This is a genomic window from Aminobacter sp. P4_D5 (assembly GCF_056401815.1).
In genome coordinates, this window is sequence record NZ_JBFUIP010000674.1 from 1 (window position 1) to 728 (window position 728).

2 protein-coding genes are annotated in these 728 nt (G+C 68.3%); both read left to right on the top strand.

The features are described from left to right. Nucleotides 1-235, top strand: a 235-nt coding sequence (locus AC1DWF_RS34260) for an NUDIX hydrolase (RefSeq protein WP_476842938.1), incomplete at its 5' end; no start/stop codon positions are given. Nucleotides 236-271: 36 nt separating this feature from the next. Beyond that, a partial coding sequence (locus AC1DWF_RS34265; RefSeq protein WP_476842939.1) for a Bug family tripartite tricarboxylate transporter substrate binding protein occupies nt 272-728 on the top strand: 457 nt, incomplete at its 3' end.

The window sequence follows — 728 nt, forward strand, 5'->3', positions numbered from 1 at the left end:
CATCCTGGCCGACGTGATCGACGCCATCTCGCTCGATGCCCGAGGCAAGCCGCGCTACCACTACACCATCGTCGACTACTGCGCGCATTGGCATGCGGGCGAGGCCACCCCGGGCGACGACGTCGCGGCCGTGGCCTGGGCAGGACCGCAGCAGCTCTCTGCCTACAAGCTGACCAAGGCGGCGCTAGATGTCATCGCGCTGTCGCGCGTGAGGCTTGCCGAAGCCGCGCGCTGAGCCGAACATGGCCGTATCATTAAGGGATTCACGGTCATGATGTTGCGACGCAGCATGCTTCTTGGAGCGAGCACCCTCCCGCTGGCCGCACCGGCTTTGCGCGCCCAGGGCCGGACTGTCCGCCTCGTCGTCCCCTTCCCGCCCGGCGGCGCCGTCGACCTGCTGGGGCGCATCATGGCCGAGAAGCTGGCGCCCGTGCTCGGCACCTCCGTCGTCATCGAGAACCGCGGCGGGGCGGGCGGGATGATCGGCGCCGACTTCCTCGCCAAGGGCGACAAGGACGGCACGATGATCGGGCTGATCGGCGTCACCACGCTCTGCGCTTTCCCCTTCATGACGAGCCGGCTGCCCTTCAACCCCCGCACGGATTTCGCGCCAGTCTCGCAGATCACCGATGGGGCGCTGATGTGCGTGGTGAATGCCGAGAACGCGCGGCGCAACGGCTGGACCGACTTCCGCAAGCTGGTGGAGTGGAGCCGCACCCATCCCGACC